General features: G+C 53.3%; 5 protein-coding genes and 1 pseudogene. 3 read left to right on the top strand and 3 right to left on the bottom strand.

From position 1 onward, the window contains the following. Together HAP95_RS17055 and HAP95_RS05050 are read right to left on the bottom strand one after the other, a co-directional pair. Positions 1–229 (bottom strand): annotated as a pseudogene (locus HAP95_RS17055) (transposase); the annotation flags it as partial. A 79-nt stretch (positions 230–308) separates the two neighbouring features. Then, on the bottom strand, positions 309–1,130 hold the full coding sequence (locus HAP95_RS05050) for a prenyltransferase/squalene oxidase repeat-containing protein (RefSeq protein WP_215883232.1): 822 nt from the start codon (positions 1,128–1,130) through the stop codon (positions 309–311). Positions 1,131–1,441: 311 nt separating this feature from the next. Between HAP95_RS05050 and HAP95_RS05045 the strand changes: the two genes are divergently transcribed. From HAP95_RS05045 to HAP95_RS05035, 3 genes are read left to right on the top strand one after another with little or no spacing between them, the layout of a single operon-like run. Continuing rightward, entirely contained in the window at positions 1,442–1,882 is a 441-nt protein-coding gene (locus tag HAP95_RS05045) for an Xre family toxin-antitoxin system antitoxin (RefSeq protein ID WP_215883231.1), read from the top strand. Positions 1,883–1,884: 2 nt separating this feature from the next. After that, positions 1,885–2,352 carry an RES family NAD+ phosphorylase gene (locus HAP95_RS05040; protein ID WP_215883230.1) on the top strand — a complete coding sequence of 156 codons (468 nt, stop codon included), beginning with the start codon at positions 1,885–1,887 and terminating at the stop codon, positions 2,350–2,352. A 36-nt stretch (positions 2,353–2,388) separates the two neighbouring features. Next, positions 2,389–2,688: a hypothetical protein gene (locus tag HAP95_RS05035; RefSeq protein ID WP_215883229.1), complete on the top strand. Its 300-nt coding sequence runs from the start codon at positions 2,389–2,391 to the stop codon at positions 2,686–2,688. A gap of 179 nt (positions 2,689–2,867) precedes the next feature. Here HAP95_RS05035 and HAP95_RS05030 read toward each other — a convergent pair. Beyond that, a partial coding sequence (locus HAP95_RS05030) for a hypothetical protein (RefSeq protein WP_215883228.1) occupies positions 2,868–3,058 on the bottom strand: 191 nt, incomplete at its 5' end.

The raw sequence follows: 3,058 nt of genomic DNA, 5'->3' as shown, positions 1-3,058 counted from the left end.
TTTACGGCTGGAAAAGACCCCGTTGGCATAGCCGTAGACCAGAATCGCCAGCAGAGTGGCTGGATGATAGGCCTTATGGCCACGACCCGCATATTGTTGGACCAGTAGCGAGAGATCGAGCTGATCAATAACTTCCACCATAAACCAGGTGCCCTTCTGGGAGCCAGTCGTCCATGGAAGGGGGCAGAAGATAATCGGTCTTGCGGTCAGTATCGAGGAAGTGGGCCATAAAATCACTCATCACATTGAATCATAAGTAATTATACGATAATTTTAGGCAAAATGAAAGCCCGACAAGCTGCTAGGTCTTAATGAAGGAGTTTCCAAATAGAAACGGCCCGCCAAGTCGATTCGAGAGTAGCAATAGCATCATCGCTGCGGCCAAACCCTCCTTGAGAATGTTGGCAGCGACTCAGGAACTGCTCAATGGCATCTGGAAAACCAGGTGCCCTATCTTGTAGAAAAAAACTACGCAGGGCGGCATGAGTGGTTTCCATGTTGGTGCTAGAGCTATCCGGTGCCATACGTATGCCAAGCACTGGATCATCACAATCATGGAAAAAGGCTAGATCCGCAACCGTTATTGCCTCGCCTAAAGCGCGTTGCAGCAGCAGGGCATGGTAGCTATCGATAGGATTCGCCTTGACACCATAACCGCCTTTTGCATTATGGCACAAAGTGAGCAGAGCTAAGGCGGCGTTTTTCCAGGCAGAGGATGAAATCGACCATTCTCCAGACAGGCATGCACAACGTGCGGCGTTGCGCAGCCCACTAGTCCAGCGATCCGGGACCAGACCGGCACCCGGCAGTCGCTGCATCCATAGTTCCAAGGCTGGTTGCGGATCATGATCTGGGTTCGTCCCCAGCAGCCGCAAGGTGCTCAGAGCAAAATAAGCTATCGTAAGAGAGGGGTAATCGCCGGACGCGGATTGTAGTTTTCTCAGAAAATGAATAAGCAAATCCTGTTTGGGTACATCTCTGGTCAGGTGTGTCAGGCTCGCCACGGCGTAAAAGGTATCTGGGGCGTTAGACTCCTCTACTCCCCAAGCGCGATAAAAACAGAAGCCGCCATCGTCATCCTGACGACTGAGGATGTAGTTTACTGCATGTTCTTCGTCAAAAAATTTCATACCGCCCCCGATTGGCTCACTATATGTACACAAGAAAGGCCACATAATGATGTTACAGAATATGCGGAACTAGACTAGTATTGTAGGGAGTAAGGGGATAGTTGGCTTCGATCGGCTGATGGCAGGCCGTTTCAGGGGTATCGGGACGAAAAATCTCTTCATTAAAACTTCTACTCGTCGATAACTCTGGGTTTGTACCTCCATTTCAAAAGGAGGAACATTATGACCAACACTTGGATATTGGTAAGCAACGCCGCTGAAACACGACTTTTTTGAATGATAGCATGTAGCCAAGATAGGAGGAAACCGTTGTGGCGATAGCACTGATCGAACCAGAAACGCCCGCATCGCAAGAGGTTCTGCGGCTACTTGGGCTTCTCCCGGAAGAGGACACTGCCCTGCTTGAACTGACGGAAACGGGGGTTCCTCTTGCTCAGTTGGCGCTGCTGACAGAGCTCGGATTGACGAAGACCGAAATTCAGGTACTGATCATCCCAGCGCGAACCATGTCGCATCGCAAAGCGGGTACCGGTCGCCTGAATCGGGAGGAGTCCGACCGGTTCCTGCGTGTGTTGCGCTGTCTGCTGCAGGCGCGACAGACCTTCGGCGACCCGGAAAAGGCTCTGCGCTGGTTGCGCAAACTGAAAACCGGACTGGGCGGCCGCACGCCACTAACGGCGCTGGAGACCGAAATGGGCGCCCGTCTGGTCGAAGAATGGCTGGTCCGTATTGATCAGGGGATGGCCGCCTGACGGTGGTTCTCTGGCGGATCAGTAATCATACGACGCTGGATGGTCTGGGTGGCATGCGTGCTTCTGGACGTTGGTCCAGTCGTGGCCGTCCGGTAGTCTATTGCGCGCCGGATCCGTCCACGGCTCTTCTGGAAACGCTGGTCCATCTCGAAGTCGATACGGAAGACCTCCCTGACGCGTTCCAATGGTTGCGTATTTCCGTGCCAGAAGATATTGCATTATACCGTGCGGATATTACTCATCTTCCGCAGGATTGGAGTCAACATCCGCATCTCACGCAGGTGTACGGGGACCGCTGGCTCGCCGACGGTGCGGCACCCCTGCTGCGCGTGCCGAGTGTGCTGGTGCCGGAGACCTGGAACACGCTCCTGAACCCCCGGCATCCGGCGGCGGCGCGTTGCGCTATCTCTGCCACCTATCGTTATCCTTTGGACACGCGTTTGTCGCAGAGACCCAGCTGTCCCTCATGACTCCCCCAACGGCACCGCATGGGCCAGAGGCCGCCATTGCAAGTGCTGAAACATCTGCAAATAGCGACAGGCGGCGTGACGATCGGCTTTGAGCATGAAGCGCCAGAAGCCGAAAATCCGCGCCAGAGTCATCATTTGCGTGGCGTAATTACCCCAGGTATAGTGCGCGCCGACCCGCGCCAGTGCGCCATCGGAAATGGTCTCCCAGACACGGATATCGGCAGCCGCAGCTTCCAGGAAGTCCGCCAGCTTTTCCGCCGTCTCCTGCTGGTTATTGGGGCCGATATGAAAACCGGAAATACCAGGGCTATGTCAACCTTCCATCTAAGCTGCTGATGGAGTAGTACTGTCAACAGCTACAACTACCCCGGAAATACCGCCACGTATCAATTTGTAGATCCTAATTCTGATGGATGTCTGCATGACGCAGGGAATATCCTACAAAAGACATTCCGCGCTGAAGCTGTCCAGTGATGATTTCCAAAGAAAAGCAGAACAGATGACGTCCCATCCGATTATTCAGGTGGTTGGTTGCGTATAACTTTCAGCTCCGCTTGGGGTTGCTTCGAAATCAGTACAGGCCCATTTTGTGGCGTACTCACTAATACTGAAAAATCAATCGAGTAAATTTCACCGGGATAGGAAATCGCTTTCCTAACCGTCACATTGGATTTGCCGAGTGGATTTCTCCCTCGAAAAGCGGCAC

Origin of the sequence: Acidithiobacillus sulfurivorans, from assembly GCF_018853815.1 — a bacterium.
Taxonomy (GTDB): domain Bacteria; phylum Pseudomonadota; class Gammaproteobacteria; order Acidithiobacillales; family Acidithiobacillaceae; genus Acidithiobacillus; species Acidithiobacillus sulfurivorans.
The sequence above is the reverse complement of the archived record's forward strand: the minus strand, read 5'-3'. Positions and strand labels throughout refer to the sequence as shown.